Origin of the sequence: Sphingopyxis terrae subsp. terrae NBRC 15098, assembly GCF_001598815.1 — a bacterium.
GTDB lineage: Bacteria > Pseudomonadota > Alphaproteobacteria > Sphingomonadales > Sphingomonadaceae > Sphingopyxis > Sphingopyxis terrae.
This window is the reverse complement of the sequence record NZ_BCZQ01000021.1, coordinates 1-14,847: the sequence shown is the minus strand read 5'-3', so window position 1 is coordinate 14,847 and position 14,847 is coordinate 1. Positions and strand designations below refer to the sequence as shown.

13 protein-coding genes and 1 tRNA gene are annotated in these 14,847 nt (G+C 65.1%); 8 read left to right on the top strand and 6 right to left on the bottom strand.

The features are described 5' to 3' along the window. Positions 1–15: 15 nt before the first annotated feature. A complete protein-coding gene (locus STE01S_RS13785) occupies positions 16–195 on the top strand; it encodes a hypothetical protein (RefSeq protein WP_062768610.1) in 180 nt (59 codons plus the stop codon). A 76-nt stretch (positions 196–271) separates the two neighbouring features. Here the strand turns inward: STE01S_RS13785 and STE01S_RS13780 are convergent, their stop codons facing one another. The 4 genes from STE01S_RS13780 to STE01S_RS13765 are packed head-to-tail and all read right to left on the bottom strand — an operon-like array spanning position 272 to position 6,900. Next, on the bottom strand, positions 272–1,474 hold the full coding sequence (locus STE01S_RS13780) for a M14 family metallopeptidase (RefSeq protein ID WP_062768607.1): 1,203 nt from the start codon (positions 1,472–1,474) through the stop codon (positions 272–274). 4 nt (positions 1,475–1,478) lie between these two features. Beyond that, complete coding sequence (locus STE01S_RS13775; protein WP_062768605.1) at positions 1,479–4,544, bottom strand: TonB-dependent receptor domain-containing protein; 3,066 nt, start codon at positions 4,542–4,544, stop codon at positions 1,479–1,481. A 29-nt stretch (positions 4,545–4,573) separates the two neighbouring features. Continuing rightward, complete coding sequence (locus tag STE01S_RS13770; protein WP_003039912.1) at positions 4,574–5,518, bottom strand: alpha/beta hydrolase; 945 nt, start codon at positions 5,516–5,518, stop codon at positions 4,574–4,576. Beyond that, complete coding sequence (locus STE01S_RS13765; protein WP_082813341.1) at positions 5,515–6,900, bottom strand: dicarboxylate/amino acid:cation symporter; 1,386 nt, start codon at positions 6,898–6,900, stop codon at positions 5,515–5,517. Before STE01S_RS13765 ends, STE01S_RS13770 begins: the two co-directional genes overlap by 4 nt. Positions 6,901–7,098: 198 nt before the next feature. Here STE01S_RS13765 and STE01S_RS13760 point away from each other — a divergent pair, with 198 nt between their 5' ends. From STE01S_RS13760 to STE01S_RS13750, 3 genes are all read left to right on the top strand, one after another. Beyond that, positions 7,099–8,781, top strand: coding sequence for a sensor histidine kinase (locus STE01S_RS13760; protein ID WP_162928290.1), 1,683 nt, complete (start codon positions 7,099–7,101; stop codon positions 8,779–8,781). Continuing rightward, positions 8,778–10,100: a sigma-54-dependent transcriptional regulator gene (locus STE01S_RS13755; RefSeq protein WP_062768599.1), complete on the top strand. Its 1,323-nt coding sequence runs from the start codon at positions 8,778–8,780 to the stop codon at positions 10,098–10,100. The genes STE01S_RS13760 and STE01S_RS13755 overlap by 4 nt, the downstream gene beginning before the upstream one ends. A 119-nt stretch (positions 10,101–10,219) precedes the next feature. Then, entirely contained in the window at positions 10,220–11,347 is a 1,128-nt protein-coding gene (locus STE01S_RS13750) for a sensor histidine kinase (protein WP_062768596.1), read from the top strand. A 64-nt stretch (positions 11,348–11,411) separates the two neighbouring features. Here STE01S_RS13750 and STE01S_RS13745 read toward each other — a convergent pair. Both STE01S_RS13745 and STE01S_RS13740 read right to left on the bottom strand, forming a co-directional pair. Then, positions 11,412–11,487 (bottom strand) — tRNA-Thr (locus tag STE01S_RS13745). An 18-nt stretch (positions 11,488–11,505) separates the two neighbouring features. Next, positions 11,506–12,378: a hypothetical protein gene (locus tag STE01S_RS13740; protein ID WP_062768593.1), complete on the bottom strand. Its 873-nt coding sequence runs from the start codon at positions 12,376–12,378 to the stop codon at positions 11,506–11,508. Between the two features lie 62 nt (positions 12,379–12,440). On the opposite strand from STE01S_RS13740, the gene STE01S_RS13735 reads away from it, so the two are divergent. From STE01S_RS13735 to STE01S_RS13720, 4 genes are read left to right on the top strand one after another with little or no spacing between them, the layout of a single operon-like run. Then, positions 12,441–13,019, top strand: coding sequence for a NifU family protein (locus tag STE01S_RS13735; RefSeq protein ID WP_003039891.1), 579 nt, complete (start codon positions 12,441–12,443; stop codon positions 13,017–13,019). Positions 13,020–13,048: 29 nt separating this feature from the next. Further along, positions 13,049–13,642: a malonic semialdehyde reductase gene (locus STE01S_RS13730; protein WP_062768590.1), complete on the top strand. Its 594-nt coding sequence runs from the start codon at positions 13,049–13,051 to the stop codon at positions 13,640–13,642. After that, on the top strand, positions 13,617–14,261 hold the full coding sequence (gene tsaB, locus STE01S_RS13725) for a tRNA (adenosine(37)-N6)-threonylcarbamoyltransferase complex dimerization subunit type 1 TsaB (protein WP_062768587.1): 645 nt from the start codon (positions 13,617–13,619) through the stop codon (positions 14,259–14,261). The genes STE01S_RS13730 and tsaB overlap by 26 nt, the downstream gene beginning before the upstream one ends. Beyond that, positions 14,258–14,737, top strand: coding sequence for a GNAT family N-acetyltransferase (locus tag STE01S_RS13720; RefSeq protein ID WP_062768585.1), 480 nt, complete (start codon positions 14,258–14,260; stop codon positions 14,735–14,737). Before tsaB ends, STE01S_RS13720 begins: the two co-directional genes overlap by 4 nt. Positions 14,738–14,847: the final 110 nt, after the last annotated feature.

Genomic DNA, 14,847 nt, shown 5'->3' with positions numbered 1-14,847 from the left:
AGGAGTGGAAGTCTTATGCGTAACTATAGCAAACTCGCTGCCGCCGCCGTCCTTTCGCTCGCCATGGTGAGCGGCTCGGCTTTCGCCGCTGACGCGACGCCGACCAAGGCGGCGACGTCGAAGCCCGCCAAGAAGGCGACCCACCAAGCGCACAAGATGAAAAAGGCCGACAAGAAGGCCGCAACCAAGGGCTGATCGCCAGCGTCAGTTCCTGGTTGCCGAGGCCGGCCCGCCGACGCGGGCCGGCCTTTCGGCGTCCGGCGCCGGAAGATTATCGAGCGAGGAGCGGAAGCGCGCTCAGAAAGGCGCGTGCGAGTTTCCTTGCGGCGGCATCGATTCCGGCGCGGTCGGCTTCGTCGCCGGCTTCGTAGGTGTAGGCGGGGATGCCATAAGTCGCGTGAAACCAGTTTTTCGACGTGCCCGAGCCGGGGTTGGCATTGCGGCGCTCGATCGTGAAGGGATAGCCGGGCAGCGCCTTCTCCTTCCCGCCAAGCCATGCCACTAGGAACGCCTCCTCCACGGGCGTCGTTTCATCGGCGCCCTGCGCATAGAAGAGGCTGTGCTGCGTCGAATGGAAATCGACCATGGCGACCGGGCGCACGCCTGCGGGGAGGCGATCGAGCCAGGTTTTGACCGCGCGCGTTTCGGGCTGCGAAAAGATGCCCCAGTCGCGATTGAGATCGACGCCGCCGCGGTTCGCGCGCCAGTGACCCCGCGGGACGCCGTCGGGGTTCAGCAGGGGCAGGATAAGGAATTGTGTCGCTGCGGTGTCGACGCGCCCCGCGGCGATCTCGTCCGCGAGCGCGCGCAAAAAGGCATCCATCGCGAGCGCGCCGGTAATTTCGGGCGGATGGGCGCGTCCGATCAGGACGACGAGCCGCGGCGCCTTCGTGTCGCCGATGTGGACCGCCGATAGCAGCCGACCGTCGAGCGAAGCGCCAAGTGTCAGCCGCTCGGCTGCGGGAAGCGCCGCAAGCCGGTCGAGCAACGCATCATAGCGGTCGCTGCCGAACAATTCCTGCCCACTGACGATCCCTTCGCCGGCGGGCAGCGAGAGCGTGGCGCTCATCCCGTCCGCCGCAACGCTGGCGGAAAGGGGCGCGACGGTGCCGCCTACGGTCAATTTGGGCGCATAGCGATGCGCCGCGCCAAGATAGTCGAGTTCGACCGAAATATCGGCCGACCCGCTCGACCGGTAGCGGAAGGCGTACCAAGGGCTTGGATTGATCGGCGGCGCATGTTCAGGGCCGATCAATATCGCGAACGACCGCTCGCCCCGGATGACGCAGCGCGATGCGGGCGCTTCGTCGAAATCGAAGTCGATCCGTACCGTGCTTGTCGCGCACCCCGAACCGCGCTCGACCGGCGCGGCGGCGAGGGACGGGGGAAGCGGGGGTGTGCCGCTGCACGCCCCCGTCCCTCCGATGACCAGCGCAAGCGCGACGCGCTGCGCCAGGGCGCTGGACAGCCGCATTGCGCTAGAACTTCTTGCGCAACTCGACATGGAACACGCGGCCGCGCGCGGTGTAGAGATTGCTGAAGAAGCCATAATCCTCGTCAGCAAGTGGCGGATCTTCGTTGAACAGATTGTTGATCGCGAAGCGCAAGCGGGTGCCGTCGAGCGGGGTGTCATTCTTGATCGTGTAGGCGATCGAGAGGTTCAGCGTAAACTGGTCGTGCACCGGGTAATAGTTTGCGTTCGGGTCGTCGGAATCGATCAGCACGTCGCGGATCACGCTCGTGTCGTAAACCTTGCCCGTATATTGGCCGAACAGGCCGATATCGACCGGGCCGCTTCCCCAGTTGATCGCGCCGGTCGCGCGCCATTTCGGCCGGCCCTCGATCTCGACCAGTTCGCCCAGACCGCCGACCGTGACGTCGAGCGGCAGGACGCCCGAGGCGATGCCGTCGATGATTTCCTGACCGTCGGGACCCGCCGACTGGACGAAGCTCATCAGGTGCGCGACGTTGAGGCTCAGGCGGAATTTGCCCATCCCGAAATCGGGGACCTTGTAGAACAGGCCGAAGTCCCACCCCTTCGAGACGCGGCTGTCGAGGTTGAGATAGGGGTCGAGCACCTGGGTGATCTTGCCCGCGGGGGCGAGGCTGGTGCCGGTGAACAGCGCAATGTCCTCCGCGGTCGGATCGGCGCGGATCACGTTGGGGTTGCTGCTGCCGTTCAGGCGGCGCAGCAGGTCGAGCGCGATGGCATTGTCATCGCCGAAGGTGCCGACCAATCCGGTCTGCTTGACGCGCCAATAATCGGCAGTCAGCGTCAGCCCCGGAATGAAGCGCGGTTCGAGCACGATACCCAGGTTGATGCTGGTGCTGTCCTCGGGCTTAAGGTTCTCGGTTCCCGAACGATAGCTGATCGTGCCCGCGCCGGTGCAGGAACCGAGGCTGGAGATCAGCCCCTTTTCGAGCTGTGCCTGGCACAGGACGAAATCGTCGCGCGTGTTCGACCGCGTCGTTCCGGCGTCATTGACCTGCACCAGGTTGGGCGCGCGGAAACCGCGCGACCAGGCGCCGCGGAAGGTCACGCCGGGAAAGACCGACCAGGATGCGGCGATGCGCGGCACCGCGGCGGTTGCGTCGATATCCTTGAAATGCTCGACGCGGCCGGCGAGCTGGACATCGAAGCGGTTGATCAACGGGATATTCATTTCGGGGCTGACGACCGGCACCAGCAGTTCGGCGAAGGCCGAATAGACTTCGCGCGAGCCGCTGGTGTCGGGCGAGGGGCTGGTGCCCGCAACGTCGCTGCCATTAACTTCGCCGGTCACGCTGTCGGTGAAAGTGATCGTCCCGTCGAGCCGCGGATCACGGTCGTCATAGAAGGTTTCGCGGCGCCATTCGACGCCCGCGGCGATACCCAGATCGCCGCCCGGCAGCGACAGGAGGTCGTTGCGGCTGATCTTGAAGTCGCCGAGCGCGAGGCTGGTACCGCCCTTGCGGTAGACGTCGATACGGAAGGGATCGATCGACGAGGCCGGGTTGGGTGTGCAGTCGCCGATGCCGGGATCGGAGGTGACGCAGCCGCCGTTGAACGGATTATAGGCGTCAGGCGTCGTCAGGTTGATCTGGTTCTGCATCAGCGTGAGCGACACACGGTTGCGCGTCAGGTCGTTGAGCTTCGCTTCGGAATAAACGAAGCCGGTGTCGAAGTCCCACGCGCCGATATTGCCGCGCAGACCGCCGACGAGGCGATAGACATTCTTGTCGACCGACACATCGCGATTACCGACATCGACGAAGCGATAGCGCTCCATGATGACATCCACACCGCTTGCGGCGATGGTGGTGCCGGGCAGGCGGTTGGGACTGCCGACCGGGCCGAACGGGTTCCAATAGGCATTTTTCGAAATGCCGACCGGCACCGCGCTCAGGATGGCCGAAGCATCGAGCTGGCGGTTGTTTTCCGACCGGTAGAAGCTGCCTTCGAAATAGGCCTCGACATTGTTGCTGAGTTCGTAGCTCAGCAGCGCCATCGCATTGTAGCGACGCTTCTGGCTGATCAGGCTGTTGCCATAGATTGTGTTGTAGCGGACCGCAGTGGTCGGCGTCGTGCCGTCGCGGGCGCAGAGACCGTCGCCGAAGCTCAGCTTGCAACCGGGAAAGCTCGACGGCTGGAGATAGAAATCATCGTCGCCGATCGGCGTCCGGCTCGACGGCGACGAACCCTGAATATCGAATTGTCCGAACGGACCGAAGGTGTTGCGATTGTTGAACGACGCGTCGCCCTCGAAATCGGTGCCTTCGACCAGCGGCAGGCGATTATCGTCCGCGGCATAGTCGCGTGCGGCATTCGACAGCCCGTTTTCATAGAAATAGCCGCCATAGACGGTCAGGTTGCCGCGTCCGCCGCCGAAGTCGAAGCCATAGCCGCCGGAAATCTGGTAGCTGTAGAGGCTGGTGCCGTCGGAGGCGCGCCAGTCGCCTTCGAGGAAGCCGCCCTTCATGTCGCCCTTGAGGACGGTGTTGATCACGCCCGCTACCGCGTCCGCGCCATAGATCGCCGACGCGCCGTCGCGCAGCACCTCCAGCCGCTTGACGCTGCCGGGCGCGATTTCATTGGTGTCGGAGCTCACCACCGGCACGAGCAGTTCGGTCTGAAAGCCGGGGTGAAGCGTCATCCGGCGGCCGTTGATCAGCAGAAGCGTGTTGCCGGTGCCGAGGTCGCGCAGGTTGATCGAGCCGACGTCGCCGCGGACATTGTTGACGGTCGACGAATTCTGTTCGTTGAACGCGACGGTGCCGGCCTGCGGGATCGCCCGGAACAGCTCGTCGCCCGACGACGCCCCGGTGTTTTCGATCGCCGTTTCGTCGAGCACCGTGACGGGCAGGACGTCGTTGATCTTCGCACCCTGAATCTGCGACCCGGTAACGACGATCGCCTCATTCGCGTCTGCGGGCGGTGCCGGCTGGTCCGCGCTCTGGTCCGCCGCGGTTTCGGCGGCGAGCGGTTCCTGTGCCTGTGCGACGGTCGCCGCAAGCAAGCTCGGTCCGCAGAGTAGCGCCAGCTTTGCGATGGTGATTGCACGCATGGATATTTCCCTTCCCCTGTTGTCTGTATTCATCGATCGAATGGCCGCCTGGTCATCCAGGCTTCGAACAGATCGGGCCATTGGCTGAGGATCTGGTCGGGCGTGCCGAGACCCCATCCGTGGCCGCCCTCCTCGAAAATGTGCAGCTCGGCCTTCGCGCCCTTGGCGAGCAGCGCCTGGAACAGCGACAGATTATGGCCGGGCGGTGCGATCGGATCGTCGGATGCCGAAAATAGGATCATCGGCGGCGCGTCGCTGTTCGCCAGCGTATCGAGCGACCAGGCGTCTTCGGCGGCTTTAGTCGGATGCTCGCCGATAATCTCGCGCCGCGTCCGCGTCGTGTCGAACGGCTTGCGCAACTGCACCACCGGGAACAGCAGCGCCGCGAAGTCGGGGCGTGCCGGGGCGTTTTCGAAACGATCGGTGCCGTCGTAGAATTTCTGGTCGGGCCGCAGCGCCGTGAAGCCTGCCAGGTGCCCGCCCGCCGACATGCCCATGATTCCGATGCGGTCGGGCGCGATGCCGAAATCGGCGGCGCGCGTGCGCACGATCTTCATCGCTCGCTGCGCGTCGGCGAAGGGCGCGCTCGCGTCCCAGCCGTCGCGCGGAAGGCGATAGATCAACTCGAACACGGTATAGCCGTGCAGCTGGAGCCATTTCGCCGCGGGCGTGCTTTCCTTCCACAGCTGGATACGGAAATAGCCGCCGCCACCGCAGACGATGACCGCGCGGCCGTTGGCGATATTGGGCCGGTAGACGCGCAGCCGCGGGGTCGCGATATTCGATACCGCGCCATAGCCGGTCCCCGCGCCGCCGATCTTTTCGGGGCCGCTGGGGCCGTTGCCCCCCGGCGGTTTGCCGGGCCAGAGCGGAATTTCTTCGACCGCAAAGGCAAGCGCCGGCGCTGATTTGGCGGCGCCGACGACACCTGCGAGCGCCGCGCCGACGGCAAGGATGGACCGCCGCGAGATCATGCGCTTTCTCCTGCTTTGCTCATCGCAAGGCTGTGCGGGCCGGAGCGTTCGTGGCGCTCGCTATCCTCGCTCGGTAGCGCCATCGGCGTGCCGGCCATCGCCGCCGCCAGCCGATCGGTATCGAGCGCCTTTTCCCATTTGGCGACGACGATCGTCGCCACCGCATTGCCGATGAAGTTGGTGAGCGCCCGGCATTCGCTCATGAAGCGGTCGATCCCGAGGATCAGCGCCATGCCCGCAACGGGAACCGACGGGACGACCGAGAGCGTCGCGGCAAGGATCACGAAGCCCGCGCCGGTCACCCCGGCGGCGCCCTTCGAGCTGATCATAGCGACCAGGACGAGCGCGAGCTGCTCGCCGAGCGACAGGTGGATGCCCGTCGCCTGCGCAATGAACAGCGCGGCGAGCGTCATGTAGATGTTGGTACCGTCGAGGTTGAACGAATAGCCGGTCGGCACGACGAGTCCGACCACCGTCTTGCGGCAGCCGGCGACTTCGAGCTTTTCCATCAGGCTCGGCAGCGCCGCTTCGGATGACGAGGTGCCCAGCACCAGCAGCAGCTCTTCGCGGAGATAGCGGATCAGCGCGAAGATCGAAAAGCCGGTGAAGCGTGCGACCGACCCGAGCACGACGACCACGAACAGCAGCGAGGTGAGGTAGAAGGTCGCGACGAGCGTCGCGAGGCTGGCGAGTGACCCGATCCCGAACTTGCCGATGGTGAAGGCAATCGCGCCGAACGCGCCGATCGGCGCGAACTTCATCAGCATGTGAACAAGCTTGAAGATCACTTCGCTGAACGACGTCAGCAGATCGAGCACGAGGTCGCTTTTGGGGCGCGTCGTGAAGATTGCGACGCCCGAAAGGATCGCGACGAGCAGGACCTGCAGGATTTCGCCGTCGGTCATCGCGCTGAACAGCGTCGTCGGAATGATGTTGAGCAGGAAGCCGGCGAGCGATTGTTCCTCGGCGGTGTGCGTGTAGGTCGCGACTGCGGTGGTATCCAGCGCGGCGGGATCGATGTTGAGGCCGGCGCCGGGCTGCACGATGTTGGCGACCGCCAGGCCGACGATGAGCGCCAGCGTCGAAAAGGTCAGGAAATAGATGAAGGCCTTGGCCGCGACGCTGCCGATTGAGGACATGTCCTTCATGCTGGCGATGCCGGTCGCGACCGTCAGGAAGATCACCGGCGCGATGATCATCTTCACCAGCTTGATGAAGCCGTCGCCCAGCGGCTTCAGCGCCTCGCCGGCATCGGGATAGAAATGCCCCAACAGCGCGCCGAGCACAATCGCCACGACAACCTGGAAATAGAGCTGGCGATAGAGCGGTACGCGCTTGCGTCCGCCCATGCCGTCATCTGCCGCGATGCTGATCGACCCCATGCCATCCTGTCCCCTGTCCGCCGGCTCGAACCGGCCGTTGCGGGAATTCTAGGATGGTTCGCGGCGGGCGCAACGATCGCGCTGCCTCCCTTCGGCTCTATATAAAACAACGGCTTATGATGATCTCCGATCAAATTTGTGCAGATTTCCGCATATTTCGGATATACAAAGTGCGGATATTCGCACATCAATCGAGCGATGACGGTGCTGGGAATCGATCTGCGCGCGCGGCGCTGGGCCTTGGCTGCGGGGCTATGCGCCTTGCTCGTCGTCGCGCTCGCGGTCGCGATCACCGATCGGGTGATGCACGATCGCGCGTTGTCCGAGCAGGCCGGACTTGCGCGTAACGACGCGGCGATATTGGCGTCGAGCCTGCGCAGCGAGCTCGACAAGTTCAGCCTGCTTCCGATCGCGCTCGCCGACGATCCGCAGGTGCGCGCGCTGGCTGCGGGCGACGGCGCTTCGGTGGCGGCGCTCAACGGGCGGCTCGAGGCGCTTGCGCGCCAATCGGCGGCGGCGGCGATCTATGTGATGCGCGCCGATGGCACGACGCTCGCGGCGAGCAACTGGCGGCTGCCGACCAGTTTCGTCGGGTCGAAATACGCCTTTCGCCGCTATTTTCACGATGCGCTCGCCAACGGATCGGCCACCCAGTTCGCGCTCGGCACCGTCAGCCGCGAGCCGGGGCTATACATCGCGCGGCGCATCGGGACGCGCGCCGCGCCGCTCGGCGTCGTCGCGGTGAAGGTGGAGTTCGACGGGCTCGAGAGGAGTTGGCGCGACACGGCCCAGCGCGTCTATGTGACCGATCGCGACGGGGTAGTGCTGCTGGCAAGCGACGAGCGTTGGCGGTTTCATCTGGCCCAAGGCGCGAGCACCGACGCGCGCGATGCCGAGGCCGATCTGCGACAGTTCGGCATCCGGACGCTGCGCCCGCTCGCGATCGTTTCGCCCAATGAGGGCGAGGCGGTGCGTATCCCGCTGCTCGACACGCGGCAGCCGATCCTTCCCGACGGATGGGTGCTGCACCTGCTCGCCGATCCGGCGCAGCGCGTCGATGCGGCGGTGGCGACCGGGCGGCTGGCGCTGGCGCTCGGCTTTCTGGTGCTGGCGGTTCTTGCCGCGACGGGCGTCGTGATGCGCCGACGCCGCGATGCGCGCGCGCAGGCGCTGCTCGACGAGCGAACCCGCACGCTGCGCGAACAGCTATCGCAGGCCAACCGACTGGCGACACTCGGCCAGATATCGGCTGGCGTGGGGCACGAGATCGGGCAGCCGGTCGCCGCGACGCGGGTTTTTGCGGAAAATGGGCAAAAGATGCTCGCGGCCGGCGAGGTCGAGCAGGCGTCGGGCAATTTTGCCCGCATCGTCGATCTGGCGGATCGGATCGGACGGATCACCGGCGAACTGCGGCGCTTCAGTCGGCGGCAGCCGGCCGACCGCCGCGAAATGCCGCTCGGCGAGGCGATCGACGGGGCGCTGCTGCTGCTGCGCGATCGCATCCGGTCGATGCACGTCGCCATCGACCTGCCGCCCGAGGAGGCAACGCAGGTCGTCGTCGCCGCCGAACATGTCCGGCTCGAACAGGTGCTGGTCAACCTGCTGCAAAATGCGCTCGATGCCGCCGGAGAAGGGGGCAGGGTGACAGTCGCCGTCGATGCGGGCGGCGATGCCGTCTGCCTGCGCGTGATCGACAGCGGGACGCCGCTTTCGCTGGCGCAGGCCGACGATCTGTTCCGGCCCTTCGCGACGACCAAGCCCGACGGCCTCGGCCTCGGCCTTGTCATCGCGCGCGACATCATGCGCGATCTTGGCGGCGAGCTTGCCTATGATGCGGATGCATCCGCGACGACCTTCGTCATGACGATCCCGCGCGCATGACCGGCGTGCGGCCAACGGTCCTTTTCGTCGAGGATGACGAGACGCTGCGCGAGGCGACGGTGCAGGCGCTGACGCTCGAAGGTTTCGAGGTCTCGGCCCACGCCGACGCCTTATCTGCGCTGCGCGCCGTCACCCCCGCCTTTGCCGGCGTGATCGTCAGCGATATCCGTATGCCCGGAATGGACGGGATCGCCTTTTTCGACCATCTGCGCGCGCTCGATCCCGAAATGCAGGTGATTTTCACGACCGCGCATGGCGATGTCGCGATGGCCGTCGAGGCGATGAAAAATGGTGCGGCGGACTTTTTCACCAAGCCCTATTCGGTCTCGCGGCTGGTGCATGCGATCGGCCGGGCGCACGACCGGCGGGCGCTGGTGCTCGAAAACCGGCGCCTGCGCGACGCGCTGCGCGAGCGGGAGCATCGGCGGATCGGCGGCTCGTCGCAGACCGCCGAGCGGCTGCAGCGCCTGATCGCCGAAGTCGCGCGTGCCGATGTCGATCTGGTGATCTCCGGGCCGACGGGCGTGGGCAAGAATTTCGTCGCGCGGCTGGTCCACGACCTCAGCCCGCGGCGCGACAGGCCGTTCGTGACCGTCGATGCCGGCGTTCTGATGCACGACGACGCGAATCTGATCCTGTTCGGGCGCGATCCTTCGGTGGCGCTGTCACGGTCGGGCCTCGTCGAACGGGCGCAAGGCGGCACGCTGGTTCTCGACGAGATCGAGAGCATTCCCGAGCGCGCCAAAGCCCAGTTGCTAAGTCTGATCGACACGCGCCGTTTCCTCGCGATCGGCGCCGAGCGACCACGTTCGGTAGACGTCCGTATCATCGCCATCTCGCGCAGCGCGGGCGAAGGAGAAGGCGCCCGGCCGCTCGATCCCGCACTGCTCCACCGGCTCGGCGGCATTGTCATCGCGCTGCCCGATCTGGCGAGCCGGCGCGAGGATATTCCCGATCTCTTCCGCGAATTTGTGGCCGCGTTCGAGGCCGAACTGGAACTGGAGACGAGCGATCTCGGCGAAGCCGAATGGCGCCATCTGCTGAGCCACGACTGGCCGGGCAATATACGCGAACTGCGCACCTTCGCGCGCAACTTCGCCACGGGTCTGACGCGCATCGCGCAAGGCTCGGCGGACCGTGCAGAGCCGCAAAGCCTGCGCGAAATGGTTGCCCGCTTCGAACGCGCGGTGATCGAGGATGCGCTACGCGACGCAAAGGGACAGGTGGACGAGGTGCAGCAACGATTGTCGCTGCCGCGCAAGACGCTTTACGACCGCCTGACGAAATATGGCCTCAGGGCCAAGGATTATCGGCGGTAAGGCGGCGCGATGATCGTTCACAACGGACGGCAAGTCGCGACATATGGTGTTTCGGCTGGTGTCGGCCGAAACGCCGGTGCAGAGCTTGCGGCGTGCAACAGGGGCCGGAGGGGGCTGTCATGAATCCCGATGACATAGCGCTGGACGTGAATTTCAGAAACCGACCGGCAAATGCGCGGGGCATTCGTATTGCCACGATCAGATTCGGCATCGCGTTCTGGGTTTTTGTCATGATTGTTGCGTCATTCATCATCGGCGCGACGAGCGATGTCTCGCGATCCTTCCTGTTTTACAGATTCGTCGATTTTGTATCGCTCTCTGCGTTGGCGCTTGCCCTGTCGTATCTCATCTTTTTGCTGCACGAGAAATCGGTACAGCGCCGCACTTCGGAAGATTCGCTACCTCTCCTCATCATCGCGTCCTTTTTTCTATCGGTTGCGCTGGCTGCATTATGGGCAGGCTCCCATGCTCTCTACCCTGTAATCGCCGCAATTCTGAGTCTCGTGCCAACGGGGACGACGAACGTCATGGTCTACTTCGGAGCTGCGTGGGGGATTCTTTTTGCGTGGGGCTGTCTGTTCGTCGCGTTGATCTATGCGTTCGAGTTGAACGACCGCAAGGTGCGTCTCGCCGCCATACGAGAAGAGGCGCTGAGTGCCCAGATGCGCGCGCTGCGCTATCAGATAAATCCGCATTTCCTGTTCAATACGCTCAATTCGATTGCCGGGCTGATCGAAGACGGCGCCGCTACGCGTGCCGAACGGATGGTGCTTTCCCTCTCCATCTTTCTGCGAACCACATTGGCGCTCGATCCATTCCATGACGTTCCGCTTGCCGACGAAATCGCCCTGCAGCGAGAATATCTGGAGATCGAACGCGAGCGGTTTTCCGACCGCATGAGCTTTTCGATAGCCGCCGACGCCGATGTGGCCGATGCGTTGGTCCCGAGCCTTATCCTGCAACCACTCATCGAAAATGCTCTCAAGCATGGGGTAGGGACGACCCGCGGCAGGGTGGAAATATTGCTCAGGGCTTGCCGGGAGGGAGATCGGCTGTGCATCGCAATCGAAAATGACATGCCGCGAAATGACGGGGATATGCCGAAGACGTCGGGTCTGGGGGTCGGCCTTAAGAATGTGACTGAGCGTTTGCGCGCTCGCTTCCAAGGCAACTACGCCATGAAGTCCGGGCCTGTCGGCGAGGGCCGGTTCGGTGTGTCTCTGGAGCTGCCTTGGCGAACGGCCTGACGGAATGTGTTGGCTGTCGAGGCAGATTGCGAACGGCGCGACGAGCGTGTCATCGAGAGCGCTATGGTGCCGGCTGTCAGACTCGAACTGACGACCTACCGCTTACAAGGCGGTTGCTCTACCAACTGAGCTAAGCCGGCGCGTTCGCGCCCCTTGCGTCAAATTATGCCAAAGGTCCAGCCCTCGGTGCGTGCGATCGCCGGGGTGAGCGGTGCGGGGGACCAGGGTGCGGCATCGGCGGCAATCGCCCGGAGCCAGGCGGCACTGAGCAGCGCGTCGCTCGCATGGTCGCTGACCGGCCCTGCAAGTCCCGCCGGCGGCGAACCGAGCGCCGCGAGCGCGGTGTCGAGCGCGGCGCCGTCGCGGATCTTGCTGCGCCCGGCAGGCACGCCCGCGGCGCGCGCGGCAAGCGCGGTGTAGATTTCGACGAGCAGCGGGCCGCGCGGGGGCGCCGGATCGAGCGGCCAGAGCGGGAGGGCGCCGCCGAGATGGTGGAGCAGCCGCATCCCCGACAGGCTGGCCTTGCCGACCTGCGCTGCACCGACGAGGTTGAAATTGCTCACGCTTGCCGCCTGGCGGGTCGCGCGCTGATGCTGTTCGACGATACGCAGCCGTCCTGCGCCACCCTCGAACAAGTCGCCGACATCGCCCTTTGCGTGACGGAAATGGCGGCGGGCCTCCGCATGATTGAGAAAGCCATGCGCCTCGAAATGCGGATCGTCCGCCGCATGGCGCGCGACGAGCGCCCACAGCGCGCGCATATCGGGCGGACTGTCGGGCCATTGGGGGAAATAGGCGTCGCGGTCGGCAAAGGCGAAAGCAGCCGAAAAATCGAAGCCGATAAGCATGTCGGTGCCTTGTGCTGCGACGTCGCAGAGCCAGTCGAATATTTCCGCGCGCGACCAGACATGCCCCGGCCGGACGAGCGCGGGCGCCGCCGCGCCGCTCGCCACGGCGAGTGCTATACCACGCTGGCGCGCGCCGCGGGCGCCCGACCAGTCGATGGCGGCAAAATGGGTGAATGGGCGCATATTTGGCGTGTAGCGCGGCGCGGCGCCTTGCACAAAGGGCCGCCCGGTCCCAAATGCGACCCATGCTGATCGAAACCGAATCGACGCCGAACCCCGCGACGCTCAAATTCCTGCCCGGCCGTCCGGTCATGGAAACGGGAACCCGCGACTTTGCCAGCCCCGAAGAGGCCGAAGCCTCGCCCTTGGCGCAGGCGTTGTTCACCCTCGGCGATGTGAGCGGCGTCTTCTTCGGGCGCGACTTCGTGTCGGTGACGATCGCGCCCGGCGCCGAATGGTCGATGGCGAAGCCCGATGTGCTGGGTATCATCATGGATCATTTCCTGGGCGACATGCCGCTGTTCAACCCGGCGAGTGCCGCGGGGATCAGCGTGCCGGGCGAGGCGGAGGGGGGCTTTGCCGACGACCCGGCCGATGCCGACATCATCGATCAGATCAAGGAATTGATCGAAACGCGCGTCCGCCCGGCGGTCGCCAACGACGGCGGCGATATCGTCTATCGCGGGTTCGACAAGGGCAATGTCTATCTGAAGATGCAGGGCGCCTGCGCCGGCTGTCCCTCGTCGACCGCGACGCTCAAGAACGGGATCGAGTCGCTGCTCAAACATTATGTTCCCGAAGTCACCGCCGTCCACGCGGTCTGATCTGATCACAGCCACAGGAGTATGTCCCGATGAGCGAGCCGCTTTCCGACAGCGCCCTCGACCAGCTTTTCCGCACCGCGCGTACCTATAACGGCTATCTCGACAAGCCGGTGTCGGACACACAGCTTCGCGCGATCTGGGATCTGATGAAATTCGGTCCGACGAGCGCGAACAGTCTGCCGGCGCGCATCGTCTGGTGCGTTTCGGACGCCGCCAAGGAAAAGCTCGCCGCGCTCTCGATGCCCGCGAACGCCGAAAAGATATTGAAGGCGCCGGTCACCGCGATCATCGCGATGGACAATGAATTCTACGAACATCTGCCCGAACTGTTTCCGCACACCGACGCGCGGAGCTGGTTTGCGGGCAATGCGCCGCACGCCGCGACCACCGCGTTCCGCAACTCCAGCCTGCAGGGCGGCTATTTCATCCTAGCCGCGCGGGCGCTGGGGCTCGATACCGGGCCGATGTCGGGGTTCAACAACGACGCTGTCGACGCCGCCTTTTTCGCCGATACGCCCAATGTGAAGAGCAATTTCATCTCGACGCTGGGCTATGGCGACCCGGCGAGCATCTTCGACCGCAGCCCGCGGCCGGACTTTGACCGCTTCAACCGCATCGCCTGACGCGCTCCGGCTCGTCATCGATTGTGCAAGCGAGGCCTGCACGGTCGCGCTGATCGATGGTGCGCGCTTGGTGGATGCGCGGCACGAGGTGATCGGGCGCGGTCATGCCGAGCGGTTGGTCCCCCTGATCGCCGAGCTTCAGGATGGCGGCCGGGCCGCCGGGATATTGGTCGGTTGTGGTCCCGGTAGCTTTGCCGGCGTGCGCATCGGCGTCGCGGCGGCGCGCGCGCTGGGACTGGCTTGGGGCGTCCCCGTGCGGGGCTTTTCGACCCCGGCCCTCGTCGCCGCGGCTGCGGCCGCGCCGATCGCGGCGGCAGGCGGCGCGCTCGTCGTCATGGAGGGCGGGCACGGCCAATGGTTCGTCCAGCCCTTCGACGCCGACCTGACGCCGCGCGGGCCGGTGCAATCGCTGTTGCCCGACGCCGCCATCGCGAACGGGGATGCGTTGATCGTCGGTAATCGCGCTGAAGCCTTTGTGGCGCGCCGCGGCTTCGGCGAGGCGCTGGCGATGCTGCCCGACGCGCGGGCGCTGCCTGCGCTGCCGGCGGAAGCCCTGTTCGACGACCCTCGTCCCATTTACGGGCGGGCGCCCGACGCAAAACCGATGGCGACCCCATGAGCGAGGCGGTGCGGATCGCCACCGCGCGCGTCGCGGACCTGAACGCGGCGATGCGGATCATGGATGCGGCCTTCGATCCCGCCTATGGCGAAGCATGGAGCGCAGGTCAGCTGCTGACGCTGTTCGCGCTCCCTTCGGCACGCATCTGTCTGGCATGGGCAGGGGAGCTGGCGTGCGGCTTTTATGCGGCGCGGATCGCCGGTCCCGAAAGCGAGTTGCTCCTGCTCGCCGTCGACCCGGCCTTTCGCGGCCGCGGCGTCGCAAAAAAACTCATGGCCGACTGGCAGAATTGGGCATCGGGCGAAGGCGCCGAAGACTATTTCCTTGAAATGCGGGCCGACAATGACGCTATTCATCTTTACCGGACATCCGGTTTTACGGAGTGCGGACGGCGCCCTGCTTATTATCGCGGGCGCGACGGCGTAATGCGCGATGCGATTACGATGCGCCGCCCAGTCAAGGACGCCGATCATTAGCAATTGAGGCATTGCGAAATTCCCACCAAAATGGCATGAATTTCCTCGGGGTATAAACCCCCCAATAATCAAATCGCTGATTATCCGGGTCTTTATATGGGGAATGAGTT